Below are 16,293 nucleotides of genomic sequence, written 5' to 3' on the forward strand. Positions count from 1 at the left end.
TCGGGTTCAGCGCTTCGGATTGATTAGATCCCAACCCTGAGTCACCACTTCGGCGTAAATCTCGTCCGGATAGAGACGTCCCAGTTCCTCGCTCAGACATTCCTCAAGCGTACGTGCGGGCACGCTAATGGTCTGAGGTGATTGACCAGGCACGTTCTGCACCGCGATGCCATCATCGGTGGAAGGGCGTTCCAGACTCAGCACGCCATCGGAACGGGTCAGATACACGCCGGTCACCGCAGTTGCGTTCGGATCGTCTTCTATCACCACCGGTACGTTGAGACGCAAACGCAACCATGCGGCCAACAGGTCCATCGGCAGATAATCCTTCTTGCCGGTCACACGCACACCGCTTACCGGCGGATGCGGAGGCTGGTCGAGCATCGAGGCGAGCATGGCGCGCCATACGGTGAGCCTGGTCCACGACATATCCACGTTCTTCGACGACCAATTACGACGCAGGTCATCCATCGTGTGCATCGGATTCGAGGAATGCATCGCATCCGTGATACGGCTGCGGGCCATCGACCCCAACAGGTCGGTGGACAGGTTCGCCGGAGCCTCGTTCGGCCACCAAGCCACCACCGGCGCATCGGGAACCAGCAATGGAATCACCAGCGTGTCCGGATGATGCACCAAGCCGCCAAGCGGACGCAGCACGATAATCTCTCCTGCGCCGGCATCGGAGCCGAATCGCACTTCCGCGTCGAGGAAGGTGTGCGGCTTGCCATCATCGACAGCGGCATCCACCTTACGTGAATTCGGTGCGATTGCGATCACGCGGCAAGGATGCTCTCGGCTGGCGTTGTTCGCCACGGCAAGATCATGCTCCAGCGACGTCTCATTCGTGGAGATCAGCAGTGTGAGCACACGGCCCAAAGCCGCTTCGCCACGCTCCTCATGCAATTCGTCGATTTTCGCCGAAATCTCACGGGTTTCGGTGTTCTTCATGGTAATGATCACGGCATCCTCCAACGGTGTCCATCGCGGGCCAGCATTTCGGTGGCCTCCTGCGGCCCCCATGTTCCGGAACGATACGGCTGCGGCTGGCCGAGCGTGGACCAGAATTCCTCGATCGGGTCGAGGATCTGCCAGCTCAATTCCACTTCGCGCGTGGTCGGGAACAGCGGCGGATCGCCCAGCAATACGTCAAGAATCAGACGTTCATAAGCTTCCGGAGACGATTCGGTGAACGAACGGCCATAACCGAAGTCCATGGACACGTCACGCACTTCCATCGAGGTGCCGCCCGGTACCTTCGCACCGAATCGCATGGTAACGCCCTCATCAGGCTGCACACGAATCACGATCGCGTTCTTGCCGAGCTCCTTCGTTGCGGTCGACTCGAACGGCAGATGCGGCGCACGCTTGAAAATCACGGCGATTTCCGTGACACGCTTGCCGAGACGCTTTCCGGTACGCAGATAGAACGGCACGCCAGCCCAACGACGGGTATCGACATCCAGTCGGATTGCCGCATACGTTTCGGTGGTCGAGGCTGGATTAATGCCCTTCTCATCCAAATAGCCGACGACCTCATGCGATCCCTGCCATCCGGCGGCATACTGGCCGCGGGCCGTATGCGCGGCCAAATCCTTCGGCAGACGCACGGCGGATAGCACTTTTGTCTTTTCGGCAGTCAGATCGGCGGCGGAGAAGGAGACCGGCTCCTCCATGGCAGTCAATGCCATGAGCTGCAGCAGATGGTTCTGGATGATGTCGCGTGCAGCGCCAATGCCGTCATAGTAGCCGGCACGACCGGCCACGCCGATATCCTCGGCATGCGTGATCTGCACATGGTCTACGTAATTGTTGTTCCAAATCGGCTCGTACATGGCGTTAGCGAAGCGCAACGCCAACAGATTCTGCACGGTCTCCTTGCCGAGATAATGGTCGATACGGAACACGCTTGACGGGTCGAACACTTCGGAAACCACACGGTCGAGTTCCTTGGCACTGGCCAAATCATGGCCGAACGGTTTTTCGATGATCACACGACGCCAAGCGCCCTTATCGCTTTTAGCCAGACCGCAATCGGCCAGCTGGCGGGAGACCTGCGGAAACGCGCGTGGCGGAACGGACATGTAGAACGCATGGTTACCGCGCGTGCCACGATCGCGGTCAAGTTCCGCAACGGTTTCCGACAATCGTTCGAACGCTTTCGGATCATCGAAAGTGCCCTGCACGAAACGGATGCCATCGGCAAGCTGCTTCCAAGTCGATTCCTTGAACGGCGTACGGCAGTGAGATTCGACGTTCTCGCGTACAAAATCCTTGAAATGCTCTTCGGTCCAGTCGCGGCGAGCAAATCCTGTCAGTCCGAAGCTTGGTGGCAACAGACCACGGTTGGCCAGATCGTAGATGGCGGGAAGCAGCTTCTTACGGGACAAATCGCCGGTCACACCGAAAATCACGATGCTGCAAGGGCCGGCAATACGGGGAAGTCTCAGATCGCGCGGGTCGCGCAACGGATTCGTCCACGCGCCGGCCGCGTTGGATGCGGTTGAAACGGTTTCACTCATGTGTTTCATACTAGCCCCATAGCCGCACAGCCCGGCGGTGCGTATCCATTCTCCCGTTTCGATTCTGCCTATAGCCGGTTCCTATGCCGGGTTGTTTGCCGTCTTACCGGTCGAATGAATAGCGTAGCCAGACGGTGTCATCCTCGTACGAGGTGGCGGATTCGAGTTTCAGGGCAACGGGCCTGTGTTCCATCGGCAGGCCGTCGATTGGCATCATCATGTGGCATACGATATAGGGCTTGCTCATGGGCTTTGCATTCCTTTCCTGCATGTACACCGCGAGCCTATGCCGAAACGCTTTGCATATCCAATGCCGATGGAATGGAACATGGAAACGCATGCAGAAATGTGCAGTAATTCTGATGTAGGTGGTCGAACGGCGGATGAGTGGTTCTCAGACGGAGTAGGTCATGGCCTGTTCGAGGAAGTCGTGCACTGCCTCGCCGGTGTCGCGCGGCGAGAAACAGGTGCGCCCGGCATCGAGCGTGGCGATGGCGGCCATTTCTTCGTCGGACAGCGCGAAGTCGAAGATGGCGAGGTTCTGCCGCATGCGTTCCGGATTCGCCGACTTGACGACCGGCACGACGCCGCGCTGCGTGAGCCAGCGCAGCACGATTTGCGGTATCGATTTGTCGTGGACGCCCGCGATATGGGAGAGCAGGTCATTATCCAGCAGTTCCGCATGTCCTGCGGCCAGCGGCGACCATGCCTGCATGACGATGCCATGTTCGTGCAGGTAGCGTTTGTCGTATTCGCGCTGATAAAAGGCGTTGCACTCGACCATGTTGACGGCGGGCTTGCGGTCGTTGAAGAACAGAAAGTCGGCCATGCGATCCGGGGTGAAGTTGTCCATGCCGATGGAACGTGCCAGTCCTTCATCCTGCATTTCGCCGAGTGCGCGCCACGCGCCGTAGTAGTCGTTGTACGGCTGGTGAATGAGCAGCAGATCCACGTAGTCCATGCCGAGCTGTTCCAAGGAACGTTCCACCCCTTTGCGTGCGCCGTTGTAGCTAGTGTCGGTGATCCACAGCTTGGTGGTGACGAAGATCTCGTTTCGTGCCACGCCGCTGCCGCGTACGGCGGCCCCTACCGCACGCTCGTTGCCGTAGGCGGCGGCCGTGTCGATGAGACGGTAGCCGGCCTTGATCGCCTCGGCCACCGCGTGCTCGCATACGGCCGGATCGGTCATGCGGAACACCCCGTAGCCGATGCGTGGTATGCGGTTCCCGTCGTTCAGTGTCAGATAGAGGTCATTCGTATCCATTGGTGCTCCTTGACTTGTCGTGCTTGATTGCGATGTGTTGCCGGGTATTGTATGGACGCTGCCATGGTAATGGCAAATAGCTATGGCTCATCGGTTGCTAGAGTTGATGGGAATAGTATGCAGAAGGAGTGCGGCATATGTGCCGGGTTGGAAGGAGTTGATGATGGATGTTCGCGTATTGAGATATTTCCTTGCCATCGCCAGGGAGGAGAGTTTCACCGGTGCCGCCGAGGCACTGATGATGTCGCAGCCGACACTGTCCAAGCAGATTGCGCAGCTCGAACGCGAACTGGGCAAGAAACTGTTCGAGCGCGGTGGTCGGCGTGTCACGCTGACGGAGGACGGCATGCTGCTCTACCGCCGTGCGGAGGAGATCGTCACATTGTTCGGCAGGGCCGAACGCGAGCTCAAATCCGACGAGTACGATGTGACGGGAGAGGTAGCTGTCGGAGGGCACATCCCCAGGTTCCTGCTCAAGGCCGCGGCCCGGACCCATGAGATGCACCGGGGCATCCGCTTCTACTGGCACAACGGGGATGCCACCGATGTGTCGGAACGGCTCCAGCATGGCACGCTCGACTTCGCGGTGCTGCTCCAGCCGGTGGACGTGGTGTGCTATGACTTCGTGCCGTTGCCGGACGTGGCGCGGTGGGGTGCTCTGGTGCCTACCGGCGGCGAGCTGGCCGGCAGAGACGTCCTGACCGTGGACGACCTGAAGCATGTGCCGTTGGTCATCCACCACCGCGAGGGGCTGCAACGGGAGTTCAGCCTGTGGGCGGGGGCGGATATGGACGAGTTCGACGTCTCCGCCACCTACAACGTGCTCAACGGCAGCCCCTCGCCCTTCGTGATCAGCGGTCTGGGATGCGTGGTCACCACGGACGATCATCTCGACGGCGGCGAATTCGCCGACGTGCGTTTCCTGCCGCTCGACCCACCTCTGGAGACGCGATGCGCATTGGTGTATCGGCGGCATGCTGCACTGTCGAAATCCGCGGCCATATTTCTGGAACAGGTGAACCGATCACTGCAATCCATGCACGAAGGCAATGGGAAGGAATAGCGCATAGCTATTTGCTATTGCATGGCCGTAATCCTACAATTCCCATTCGGGCCGGTACCGTGGGCGCGGTGCGGCAGGCCCGGAACACGGCATGTCATGCCGCGACGCAACGTGAGACGTGGGACGCCGGAGCGCAAGACGCGCAAAGCCGCACGGAAAACAGGGAACAAGGATAAGGGAACGGCAGAGGAACATGACAAGGGGTAAGGCGACAAACAAACAGGAAATAGACATGCTGCACGGCCGTATCTGGATCAAGATCCTGCGCTACGCGCTGCCTGTGGCCGCAACCGGTATCTTGGAACAGCTCTTCAACGCATCCGGCATCATGATCGTCGGCAACTTCTCTCAGTCCGACGGCACCGCGGCGGTCGCCGCCGTCGGTTCCAACGCGCCGGTCACCGGACTCATCCTCAACCTGTTCATCGGCATCGCGCTTGGCACGAACGTCGTCATCGCCAACGCCATCGGACGCGGCAGCCGTGACGCCGTGCGCAAGGCCGTGCACACGTCCATCGTCACAGCCCTGATTGGCGGCATAATCGTCGCTATCATAGGTGAGCTGCTTGCCGGTCCGCTCCTCGGCATGCTTAACGTGACTGATGAAGTGTTCCCGTTGGCGCTCACTTACCTTCGCATCTACCTGCTCGGCATGCCCGTCATCCTGCTTTACAACTTCGAGGCTGCCATTTTCCGCAGCATCGGCGACACCCAGGCACCGCTCGCCGTGCTCGCCATCTCCGGCGTGCTCAACGTGACCATGGGGCTGATCTTCGTCATGCTGTTTCATCTGGGCGTGGCCGGCGTCGCGACAGCCACCGTCATCGCCAACATCACCAGCTCCATGATCCTGCTGTACCGGCTGACGCGCACGGACGCCGCCATCCACGTGGACCTGCGCGAGCTCGGCATCGACCTGTTCACCCTGCGCCAGATCCTGCGCATCGGCCTGCCGGCCGGCGTGCAGAGCGCCGTGTTCGCCGTGGCCAACATCATCATTCAGGCCGCCATCAACAGCCTCGGCACCGTCGTCATGGCCGCTTCCAGCGCCGCGTTCAACATCGAGATCATCGCCTATTACGTGCTCAACTCATTTAGCCAGGCATGCGCCACTTTTACCGGACAAAACTATGGCGCCAAGCAGATCAGGCGTTGCAAGCGCGTGCTTGGCGTCTGCATTCTGGAGGATTTCATCGCCACCGCCGCCACCATCGCCGTCGTACTGTTTTTCGGTCATGGTCTGCTGGCATTGTTTGACGCCACTCCTGAAGTCATCTCAGTCGGCTACACCAGACTCGTCATGGTTTTCTCCGCCTACACGTTCAGCATGCTGTACGAAGTCATGTCCGGTTACCTGCGTGGTTTCGGTATCTCCTTGGTGCCGGCGTTGCTTACCGTGATCGGCGTGGTTGGCGTGCGCATCACCTGGATTGGATGTGTGTTCCCCATGCATCGCACCTTCGAAACAATCATGATCGTCTATCCAATCAGCCTTGCCGCCACCGCCATGCTCATCAGCATCGCCTTGCTGTGTTACCGTCCGTCCAAACGATTTGCGGCAAAACCTTCCGAGGCAGCATCGCAAACAGACTGAATCGTATCGACGACGATGCGCGGACGTTTTAGCGTTTTGGATTTCCACCGTTCATGACGGCGGCGATTTTGCGGGTGAGTGCGCGGGGGAGCGTGCGTTCCGCGGTTGCGCCCGCCTTGGTGAGCGGACCATGATAGGCGAGAACGGAACCGCGCATCATCTTGCGGTAGGCATATACCGCCAATTGCCGTGCGGTGGCCGGTTTGGTCATGGTGAAGAAGTTACGGCCATGCATGTTGGCGGCCTTCTCGAAACCGGTGGTGGTTGGGCCAGGACATACACAGGTCACCATCACACCCGTGCCACGCAGCTCATGGGACACAGCCTCCGACAGTGATCGCACGAACGCTTTCGTGGCGAAGTACATCGCCATATACGGTCCTGCCATCATTGATGCGACTGATGAAATATTCAAAATCCTGCCATGTCCGTTGGCACGCATGTCACAGCCATACCGGTACGTCAATTCGGCGGACGCATGCATGTTGAGCTGCATCATCTCATTCTGCCGGTTCCAATCGGCGTCAAGGAACCCGGTCCAATCCGCGAAACCCGCGTTATTGACGAGATGGTCGACCACAAGGCCCTGTGACGTGGTGAATTCATGGAGTTTCTTCGGCGCGTCGGATTCGCTCAGGTCAATGGCGAATGCCACCACATGTATGCCGAAACGCTGTTCGAGCCGGTCTTTCACCGTATCAAGTCGATCCTGGCTGCGGGCGGTAATCACCAGATTATGTCCGTCCGCAGCGAACAACGTCGCCAATTCACGCCCGATGCCGCCGGACGCTCCCGTGATGAGCACGTATCCCATGCCAACTCCTTCGTTGATGTCCGTTGACAATTATATTGGGAATGTAATGGAAATGGATGTTGCACGGAAGTCCCATTACGATTCGCCACTTGGCGGTATCACCGGTCATGCGGGAGGATTGGAGACCAAAATCCGTCTGCTCCAACTTGAAGGCGCGCTGAAACGGACATATGTGAATCGCGAATCTAGAAACCGGCTGCCGTTGGGGATGTCTTCGTGCGGTATGCGAGCAGGCCGTCGATGAACCGTGCGAGCCCTTCGATCATACGCGAGCGTGGGCATGCCACGTTGATACGTACGAAATCGTGTCCGTTCCCACCGTATTCGGAACCTTCGGAGAACATCACCTTGTGTTCGCGCTTGAGATAATCGCACAGCGCGTCTGTATCGTGCGTGATGGACGAACAATCGACCCACAGCAGATAAGTGGCATGGCCTTCGATCATAATGACGCGTCGGTCGTTCGGCACGGATGCGTTGTATGCGTCAACCATCGCACGCGCGGTGGCCTTGTTGCCTGCCAGATAGGCGCACAGCTCATTCAGCCAAGGTTCGCCTTCCTTGAATGCGGCCAGCGTGGCAGTCATGGCGAAGGCGTTCGGTTCGGCCACTTCGTCGGTGTTAAGCGCACGCCACACCTTATGGCGGAGCACGGGATTCGGAATCATCGCGGCAGCGGAATTGAGGCCGGCGATATTGAAGGTTTTGGTTGGTGCCATGCAGGTCACCGAATTCATCGCGCAACGTTCGCTCACGGAGGCGAACGGTACATAATCAAAACCCGGATCGGTCAAATCGCAGTGGATTTCGTCGCTGATCACCGTCACATGATGCTTCCAACACAGCTCACCGATATGATTCAGCGTCTCTCGGTCCCAGATACGATCGATCGGATTATGCGGATTGCATAGGATCATCAACGTGGTCTGCGGATCGGCAAGCTTCGTCTCGAGATCGTTCCAATCGATCGAATAGTGGCCTTCGCCGTCATAGGCAAGCGGCGATTCGAGTACCCGGCAACCGTTGTTGAGAATCGAATTGAAGAAAATGTTGTAAACCGGCGTCTGGATAAGCACATTCTCATTCGGCGTGGTGAGCTTCCTGACCATGCTGGAGATGGCGGGCACCACGCCAGTGCAGAATACCAGCGAATCAGGGTCGATGACAAGCCCATGGCGACGCCCCCACCAATCCACATACGCCTGGTTCCATTCAGGCGGCACTATCGAATAGCCGAAGACACCATGTTCTACGCGCCGACGCAACGCCTCGCGAATCTCGGGCGCGGTCTTAAAATCCATGTCCGCCACCCACATGGGCAATGCGTCGCCGGCCTCCTCCCATTTGAGCGAATAGGTGCCGGAACGGTCGATCGGAGTATCGAAATCGTAGGTCATATGGCCGATTCTATCTACCGCTCCGTAACGTTGGCCGTGATAACCGTCGTTGCCGACGGATCAATCCTCTCCGGATCAAGCGTCAGCTCACCGATCGCATCGGCGCGGATCACACCGGACGCAGGATTGAACACGCTGTCGATCGTGCCATGCACGTCCACGTCCACGGAAGAATATTCAAACGCCAGCGTGGTGTTGATAAGCCGACAGTTACGCAATACCAGATTGTCCACATAGCACAGGCCCTGCAGACTTTCGATGGTGCAGTTCTCGAACGTCACATTACGTGAGTTCCAAGCCAAGTATTCGCCGGAAATAAACGAATCGCGCACCGTCACGTTCTCGCAGTTCCAGAAGCAATCCTTCGAAATCAGACGGGAATTGGAGATTTCCACATTACGGGCCCCGTCGAACGGATAATTGCCGACCAACCGTAGATTATCGGCCTTCACATCCGCGCAATTCATCGCCAGATAATCGCCATGCGCGCTTACATTGTCCAACGTCACGTCGGAACAGGCCCACAGCGTCTCCTCCGCGTTGACAAAATCCACATTGCGCAATGCCACCCCATGGCAACGGCGGAAATTTTTCGGTGCCTCGATCGTTGAATTCTCTACCGTGATATGGTCCGTGTACCATACGCCGGCGCGCGCCATCTCGAACCATGTGCAGTATTTCGCGTCGATGTTCCGGCAATACCACAGTGGATACTTCCATTTGAATGAACTCGACTCCAGCATGACGTTATGCGCATGCTTCAACGGCGACTCGCCATCGTCGAAAATCGTGTCGACATAATGACGGTCATGTGCAAAAAACTCCGCGCGCTCGCCGGTGAGAAGCGCCTGACGGGTCTCGGGAATGTCTTGATCGGCGTTGGATTCAAGTGTCTTTGGGATGTTCACCATATGCTCCTTCATGTGCTCCGGTGGAAGAGCATAGAAACCTCAAGCACTCGAAGTCAAACGGGCGGCCATGTTCGTGAAAAGCGAAACCTGGCCGCCCGTTCGGCAGTGGATTGCGATATGGGGCGATCAGCCGATTAGCGCGGCAGGATACTTGGACACGGCTTCGTCGATTTGCTCTTCGGTGGACGTGGCAACGCCTTGGACGAGGAACGGCTTCAGATACGTCGCATGCGTATGACGGAACGTGGTCTCGAACGGGGAAAGCAGCTCGTCCATGGTGCGCGCATGGCTGCCTTCACGGGTGTAGGAATCGGCTGGAGATCCGGTGGACACGGACAGCATGAACTCCTTGCCTTCAAGGGCGCGGCCGCCGCCATAAGCCCAACCGGCCTTGATCACGTCATCCTCCCACTGCTTGAGCAGAGCGGGGGAGCTGTACCAGTAGAACGGGAACTGCAGCACGATGCGGTCATGCGTTTCGATGAGCCTCTGCTCATGTTCGACGTTGATTCTGAAATCCGGATATGCGGCGTATTCATCGACCACGGTCACGTCTCCGGTTTCGTTGGCCGCGTCCATGAGCTTGCGGTTGACCTGCGATTTTTCCAGATGCGGATGGAACACCAGAACCAGCGTTTTCATACATACTCCTTTTTGACTGTCCGACGATTTTCGGTATGCAGCATAATAGCCCTTTCCGTTACGTTTCGAGTGCGATCGGCCATAACCGGAGCCGATGGGCCTAAGGGCGTTTGTCGGGGAGCGCGATAGTATGATGGCCGGCGTGCCATGAGATGAGACGAGGATTGAAAGGAAAGGCATTTGGTCTCGCGAATACAGGGTAGGAAGGCGGTCGCATCCACAGCCTTTAAAACCGCTTTGCCCAGAACGTTGCCGGTTTGTGTCACCTTCTTCCTTCTGGCTTTGTCATATGGCGTGCTGATGGGAACGCGTGGTTTCTCCTTCCTGTGGCCCATGTGCATGAGCGCGTTCATCTTCACCGGTTCCATGGAATTCGTGACGGTGAATCTGCTGGTGTCCGCGTTCAATCCGTTCGCCACGTTCATGCTTGCCGTCATGCTAGGCACAAGGCATCTGTTCTACGGCATTTCCATGCTTGGCCGGTTCAAGAACATGGGGGTGAAAAAACCGTATCTCATCTTCTCCCTGTGTGATGAGACCTTCGCCATCGACAACGGCACTGTCATTCCCAAAGGCGTCAACCGAGGCTGGTTCTACTTCTTCGTGGGATTCCTCAACCAATTCTCCTGGGTGGCTGGTGCCACGGTTGGAGGCATTCTCGGCGGACGTATCACGTTCGATACCTCCGGACTCGATTTCATTATGACCGCCATGTTCGCCGTGATCTTCGCAGACCAGTGGCTGACTACGAAACATAAGAGCCATATGGCGGCGTTGACCGGCATCGTCGTGCCTGCGATTTGTTTGGCAGTTTTCGGCGCCGACAATTTCATGATTCCCTCGCTTGCCGGCATGCTGGTCATGTTCGTTCTGCTGCGGCCATATCTGAACGATCTGAAAATCGACAAGACGGATGAAACCGGCGGAGCTGGCAGCGTAACGTCCGACGATATGCAGAAAGAGGCACGCGCATGATGATCATGACCACCTGGCAGGGCGTCGTCACTATTGTCATGGCGATACTTGGCACCATTTTGACCCGTTTCCTGCCGTTCCTGATATTCCCCGAATCGAAGGAACCGCCGCGTTTCATCACCTATCTGGGCACGGTGCTGCCATACGCCATGACCGGTCTGCTCGTCGTGTATTCGCTCAAGGGCGTGCATCTGCTGTCCGGCAGCCACGGCATTCCCGAATTGCTTGCGATTATGGTGATCGTTCTGCTGCACGTATGGAAAAGAAACATGCTGCTGTCCATCGCCGGTGGCACCGCTGCTTACATGCTGTTGGTGCAGCTGGTATTCTCATGAAAGCCTTTGCGTAACAGCGCGGCTTTCGGCCGTGTCGCAGTGGGCCGTGATTATCTGGCGAGTCCCATATCGTATTTCAGCGTCATCACACGGATGGCGGATTGCGTTACCTTGTCTGCAAAAGCGGAATCAGCCGCGGCCTTCGCATTCAAACCATCCAAAACCTGCTGAACATAATCGAAAGCGCCAATACAGGCAAGATCACCGCCGGCTTCAACCAATCGCACACCCAAATCACTCGGCTGAACACCGCTCAGGGCAGTGGCGGAGAGGGAATCCGAAGTGATGACACCCTGAAAATCAACCGTATTACGTAGATAATCCGTTACCAAAGTGCTGGAAAACACGGCGGGATTGTTCGGATCAATGGCCTGATAGGTGGCCAAAGACATCATCACCATGGAAGGGTTCGCCTCCAACGCGCTATTGAATGCGTTGATTTCCGCACCGTCCAACGTGGTGGTGGTGTCAAGAATGCCGTCGGCGGTGAAATCGGTATTGCCGGTTACCGAACCAAGTCCCGGATAATGCTTGACGGCGCTGCCGACACCCGAATCCGCCATGCCCTGAATGAACGCCTTGGCGTGGTCGGCATTACCTGCCGCGTCCAATCCAAAATCACGATTCAACGCTCCGACAGGGTCGTTCGTGGCGCGATCCACCGTCACCGTACCCACCACCGGCGCCAGATCGACATTGATGCCAGCCGATTTAAGCTGGGAACCCCATATGGCCGCCGACTGACGAAGCTGATCGGTCGACATCGTTCCCTGATCGGTGGCGGAAGGCATCTGGTCGAAACCAGAGCCTTGAAGATGCTGCACCAAGCCACCTTCCTGATCGGTGGTCATCAACAGCTGATTATTGGCCGGCGCATACGATTGCAATGCGGATGTGGCTGCGGCGACACCGGCCGTTCCCGAATTCCAGTTGCCGATGATCAGCACCGAACCGACATGCTGGTTCACAATGAGATCCTGCAATAAGGAAGGATCGGATCCCGCGTAGAGGGGTGCCATGACGAGCTGACCGACGCGCTCTGCAAGACTCATGGCATTAACTGCAGCCACGGCTTTGCCGTGCGGAGAGCCGTCCGCCACGCTTGGCACGTTGGATTTGTCAAGCGCATCATGTGATGCGTCGGACCGCTGCGAATTGGATTGCTCGGATTGGTTGGAGCCAGCATTCAAACCCGCGCTGGATGAACACCCAGCGAGTGATAGCGGCATCGCGATGGCGCACAGTGCGGCAGCACAACGAGCGAAATGAACGTGGACCCTCTTCATAGTGCCATTATCTATCACATGCCAGTGATGGCGAATACGATCGCATAAGAAAAGAACGGGTGGATTCGTGTTCGTGAATTGCGTAAACATTAGGCTAGCGGCATAAAGACGTTCCGTGCCTATCGATAGGCTATTAGCATGTCTTTTTTTGATATGTTTGGTCCCATGTTCGACCCGGAAAGCGGCCCGAACCGCCCTCAAGGGCGGCGTGCCAATAAATCCGGCAACGATGATCCCATCATTCTCAATGTCGAAACCGATGGTGATAACACCGCCCGGTCTTCGGCGAACATGCCTCCAAGAGGCCCGTCCGGTCCGCGCATCACACGCAAGCCGAACCGTCCGCGCAAATCGTCGAACGGCAACAAGATTCTGATCGGCGTGGTGCTGGCGCTTGCCATCATTATCGGCCTGTTCTTTGGCTTGGCGCAGTTCATCACCGACGTCATGTGGTATGCGCAGCTTGGCTTCCAAAGCGTGATTTGGACGCAGCTGGGCACCAGGGTAGGTCTGTGGGTGGCATATGCTCTGTTGATCGCCGCGGTCGGATTCCTTTCCGCGTCGCTTGCGATCTGGGCTCGCCCCGATGCCGCCGATGGTTCCACCATTCGTATTAACGGCGACACCATCGAAGTGGGCAAGAGCGTAAGTTCAAAGAGTGCACGTCGTGTGGCGGTAGTGATTTCATTGATCGTCGGTTTGATGTTCGGATCGCAGTTCAATGCGAATTGGTCTGAGATCCTGCTGATGTTCAATGCGCAGAGTTTCGGCACCACTGATCCGCAATTCGGCATTGACAATGGTTTCTACGTATTCGTGTTGCCTGGCTTGAAATTGATTGTGTCGGCGGTGTCGCTGCTGTTGCTTGCAGGCATTATCTTCTCCATCGTCACGCATGTGATGATGGGGGGCATTCGCATCACCATGCCAGTGCATGGTCGTGGACTGTTCCACATCACCAAGCGTGCGCGTAGGCAGATTGGCATCTGGCTGATGCTCAACATGTTCGCATGGGCGGTGAATCAGGTGCTTGGTGTGTTTTCTCACCTCACGCAGGAGGGTAGCCGCATCACCGGCGCCACCTACACCACGGTCAACGCCACGATTCCCGTCACCTTCATCATGGCCGCCATCACCGCCATTCTTGGTGTGGTTCTCGGCGTGTGGATCATGAAATCACATGCGCTGGAAGGCCAAGCCCCGATCGCGGTGCGCGCCTCCGAAGCGCTCAAGGCGTGGAAGGTGCCGACTGTTGCCATCGCATCCGCCATTGTCGTGAGCCTGGTGCTTACCGTGGCATGGCCGATGCTGCTGCAGCGTTTCCGCGTGAACCCGAATGCGCAGGAGATGGAATCAACATATATTCAGCGCAATATCGACGCCACGCGTGAAGCCTATGGTCTGAACAATGTGAAGACGGAACAATACCAGGCCACCACCGAAGGCGAGGAAGGCGCACTGGCCGACTCCGCGGAATCGACCGCGCAGATCCGACTGCTCGATCCGCAGATCGTTTCCCCAACGTTCAAACAGTTGCAGCAATCCAAGCAGTATTACACGTTTGCCGACACTCTTGCCGTCGACAAGTATGAGGTCGACGGTGTGAGCCAAGATACGGTGATCGCAGCACGAGAACTTGACCTTGCCGGTCTTGACAATCGCAACTGGGTCAACGACCATACCGTGTACACGCACGGCTATGGTGTGGTGGCCGCCTACGGCAACAAGGTGACGGCCGACGGCCAGCCGAAGTTCTTCGAAGCGGGCATCCCAACCCAAGGCAAGCTCACCGAATCCGAACAGTATGAGCCGCGTATCTACTTCTCGCCGAACGCTTCCGAATATTCGATCGTGGGCGCTCCGGAAGGCACGCAGTCGTGGGAGTTCGATTACCCGACCGGTTCCGAAGGCGCCACCAACACATTCGGCGGCAATGGCGGCCCGAAGATCGGCAATATCTTCTCTCGATTGTTGTACGCCATCCGTTTCGGTTCCGATCAGATTCTGTTCTCCAACCGTGTGAACTCCGAATCGCAGATTCTCTACGATCGTTCCCCGAAGGAGCGTGTGGCCAAGGTCGCACCATACCTGACGCTTGACGGCCGTGTGTACCCGGCGGTTGTGGATGGTCGTGTCAAGTGGATCGTCGACGGCTACACCACGTCTGACGCCTACCCGTATTCGCAGATGACCGATCTGGGCGAAGCCTCCAAGGATTCCACCACGGAATCTTCGGCCACGGTGAGTGAGCTGGCTTCGAAGAACGCCAACTACATTCGTAACTCCGTGAAGGCCACCGTCGATGCGTATGACGGTTCCGTGGACCTGTACGTGTGGGATGAATCCGATCCGGTGATCAAGGCATGGCAGAAGATCTTCCCCGGCCAGTACCACCAGTTGTCGGAGATTTCCGGCGATTTGATGAGCCACCTGCGTTACCCGGAAAGCCTGTTCAAGGTGCAGCGCGAACTGTTGACCAAGTATCATGTGTCGAGCGCCAGCCAGTTCTTCTCCGGTGAGGATTTCTGGCAGACTCCGGTCGATCCAACCGAATCTCAGCAGGCTCAGGAACGCGACATTCTGCAGCCGCCGTATTATTTGACGCTGCAGACCGGTGGGTCCAACGAGCCGGTGTTCTCGTTGACGTCGTCGTATATTCCCGCAGGTACTTCAACCCGAGAGATTTTGACGGGATTCCTGTCTGTCGATTCCGATGCGGGCAACGAAAAAGGCAAGATCGGCGCGAACTATGGCACTCTTCGATTGCAGGAGTTGCCGAAGGATTCCAATGTGCCAGGCCCCGGTCAGGCGCAGAATAACTTCAATGCGTCGGCCGACGTGTCGAAGGAACTTAATTTGCTTGAATCCGGTTCCACCAATGTGCAGCGAGGCAATCTGCTTACACTGCCGCTCGGCGGCGGATTGGTGTACGTGCAGCCGGTGTACGTCAAGTCCTCCGGTTCCACCAGTTTCCCGCTGTTGAAGAAGGTGTTGGTGGCCTTCGGCGACCAAGTCGGATTCGCCAACACGTTGGACGAAGCGCTCGATCAGGTGTTCGGCGGCAACTCCGGCGCGTCCGCGGGCGATGCCGAAAACGTTGACGGTTCCACCAGCAGTAAGACCGACACGAGCGATACCACCGGTACCAGTGGGGATGCCTCCGCTAACGGTTCTTCCGGAACCGACGGCACTGACTCGTCATCTGGATCGAATTCCGACAATGACAGCAGTTCCGGCAATACTGGCAGTTCCAGCACGATGAGCAACGATCTGAAGAGTGCCCTCAACGACGCTTCCCAGGCAATGAAGGATTCCGACGCGGCCATGAAGAAGGGCGATTGGTCCGCTTATGGCGAAGCGCAGAAGAAACTTCAGGAAGCGTTGAACAAGGCGCTCGAACTCGAACGGTAGTTTCTGCACAAGTTCCGTACGATCGCTGTTTACACAAGGCGGGAGTCTGGTTCCCTCATATATGGTTATATGGAACCGG

Annotated in this window: 14 protein-coding genes; 5 read left to right on the forward strand and 9 right to left on the reverse strand. The window is 57.3% G+C overall.

Annotation, left to right across the window (positions count from 1 at the left end):
- Positions 1–6 precede the first annotated feature (6 nt).
- From AH68_RS03690 to AH68_RS03700, 4 genes are all read right to left on the reverse strand, one after another.
- Entirely contained in the window at positions 7–963 is a 957-nt protein-coding gene (locus AH68_RS03690) for a glucose-6-phosphate dehydrogenase assembly protein OpcA (protein ID WP_039199776.1), read from the reverse strand.
- On the reverse strand, positions 960–2,522 hold the full coding sequence (gene zwf, locus AH68_RS03695) for a glucose-6-phosphate dehydrogenase (RefSeq protein WP_039197749.1): 1,563 nt from the start codon (positions 2,520–2,522) through the stop codon (positions 960–962). The genes AH68_RS03690 and zwf overlap by 4 nt, the downstream gene beginning before the upstream one ends.
- 103 nt (positions 2,523–2,625) lie before the next feature.
- Entirely contained in the window at positions 2,626–2,769 is a 144-nt protein-coding gene (locus AH68_RS10860; protein ID WP_173405842.1) for a hypothetical protein, read from the reverse strand.
- Positions 2,770–2,916: 147 nt separating this feature from the next.
- A complete protein-coding gene (locus tag AH68_RS03700) occupies positions 2,917–3,786 on the reverse strand; it encodes an aldo/keto reductase (RefSeq protein ID WP_039197751.1) in 870 nt (289 codons plus the stop codon).
- 82 nt (positions 3,787–3,868) lie between these two features.
- Between AH68_RS03700 and AH68_RS03705 the strand changes: the two genes are divergently transcribed.
- Positions 3,869–4,849, forward strand: coding sequence for a LysR family transcriptional regulator (locus AH68_RS03705; RefSeq protein ID WP_081995867.1), 981 nt, complete (start codon positions 3,869–3,871; stop codon positions 4,847–4,849).
- 193 nt (positions 4,850–5,042) lie between these two features.
- Positions 5,043–6,443 (forward strand): MATE family efflux transporter, encoded by a 1,401-nt coding sequence (locus tag AH68_RS03710; RefSeq protein ID WP_039197756.1) that lies wholly within the window; start codon positions 5,043–5,045, stop codon positions 6,441–6,443.
- A 28-nt stretch (positions 6,444–6,471) separates the two neighbouring features.
- On the opposite strand, the gene AH68_RS03715 is transcribed toward AH68_RS03710, so the two are convergent.
- The 4 genes from AH68_RS03715 to AH68_RS03730 form a co-directional block, all read right to left on the reverse strand.
- Entirely contained in the window at positions 6,472–7,257 is a 786-nt protein-coding gene (locus AH68_RS03715) for an SDR family NAD(P)-dependent oxidoreductase (protein WP_039197758.1), read from the reverse strand.
- A 185-nt stretch (positions 7,258–7,442) separates the two neighbouring features.
- Positions 7,443–8,654 (reverse strand): MalY/PatB family protein, encoded by a 1,212-nt coding sequence (locus AH68_RS03720; protein WP_039197759.1) that lies wholly within the window; start codon positions 8,652–8,654, stop codon positions 7,443–7,445.
- Positions 8,655–8,668: 14 nt separating this feature from the next.
- Positions 8,669–9,577 carry a DUF3737 family protein gene (locus AH68_RS03725; protein ID WP_039197761.1) on the reverse strand — a complete coding sequence of 303 codons (909 nt, stop codon included), beginning with the start codon at positions 9,575–9,577 and terminating at the stop codon, positions 8,669–8,671.
- Positions 9,578–9,691: 114 nt separating this feature from the next.
- Positions 9,692–10,207, reverse strand: coding sequence for an NAD(P)H-dependent oxidoreductase (locus AH68_RS03730; RefSeq protein ID WP_039197762.1), 516 nt, complete (start codon positions 10,205–10,207; stop codon positions 9,692–9,694).
- A 237-nt stretch (positions 10,208–10,444) separates the two neighbouring features.
- Here AH68_RS03730 and AH68_RS03735 point away from each other — a divergent pair, with 237 nt between their 5' ends.
- Both AH68_RS03735 and AH68_RS03740 read left to right on the forward strand, forming a co-directional pair.
- Positions 10,445–11,182: an AzlC family ABC transporter permease gene (locus AH68_RS03735; RefSeq protein ID WP_472924259.1), complete on the forward strand. Its 738-nt coding sequence runs from the start codon at positions 10,445–10,447 to the stop codon at positions 11,180–11,182.
- Complete coding sequence (locus AH68_RS03740; protein ID WP_039199777.1) at positions 11,182–11,517, forward strand: branched-chain amino acid transporter permease; 336 nt, start codon at positions 11,182–11,184, stop codon at positions 11,515–11,517. Before AH68_RS03735 ends, AH68_RS03740 begins: the two co-directional genes overlap by 1 nt.
- 50 nt (positions 11,518–11,567) lie before the next feature.
- On the opposite strand, the gene AH68_RS03745 is transcribed toward AH68_RS03740, so the two are convergent.
- Complete coding sequence (locus tag AH68_RS03745) at positions 11,568–12,803, reverse strand: glycoside hydrolase family 3 N-terminal domain-containing protein (RefSeq protein WP_052189136.1); 1,236 nt, start codon at positions 12,801–12,803, stop codon at positions 11,568–11,570.
- 138 nt (positions 12,804–12,941) lie between these two features.
- Here AH68_RS03745 and AH68_RS03750 point away from each other — a divergent pair, with 138 nt between their 5' ends.
- Positions 12,942–16,214: a UPF0182 family membrane protein gene (locus AH68_RS03750; protein WP_039197767.1), complete on the forward strand. Its 3,273-nt coding sequence runs from the start codon at positions 12,942–12,944 to the stop codon at positions 16,212–16,214.
- Positions 16,215–16,293 lie beyond the last annotated feature (79 nt).

The sequence above is a fragment of the Bifidobacterium catenulatum PV20-2 genome, from assembly GCF_000800455.1.
In the GTDB taxonomy this organism is placed as follows: Bacteria; Actinomycetota; Actinomycetes; order Actinomycetales; family Bifidobacteriaceae; genus Bifidobacterium; species Bifidobacterium kashiwanohense_A.